The following is a 307-nucleotide window of genomic DNA, read 5'->3' on the forward strand; positions in this document are numbered from 1 at the left end:
ATAACGTGAATAGTTCTGACAAATAGATTAATCACCCTCACTTAGCGAAAAGCTTCCATCACCATTAAAAGAAGATAGGGTGATGGTTACCGACCAAATTCCAGAAGTTCCACTGGAAGTTACACCAGAAAAGGAATCTGGTTCCATACCTCCCCTTAAAGATTTATCTAAAACAATATTACCATCTGCATCTCTGACTTCCATTTCAAATAAACCATTACTTGAAGAAGTAATATCAGCGTTATAATCTGCCGTATTTAGAGCGTTTTGCCAAAAAAATGTTCGTGCTTCACTACCACCATTCCCA

1 pseudogene is annotated in these 307 nt (G+C 37.5%); it reads right to left on the minus strand.

Annotation, left to right across the window (positions count from 1 at the left end):
• Window positions 1–27 precede the first annotated feature (27 nt).
• Window positions 28–307, minus strand: a pseudogene (locus ON07_RS16595) (hypothetical protein); the annotation flags it as partial.

Source organism: Gillisia marina, from assembly GCF_000258765.1.
GTDB classification, from domain to species: domain Bacteria; phylum Bacteroidota; class Bacteroidia; order Flavobacteriales; family Flavobacteriaceae; genus Gillisia; species Gillisia marina.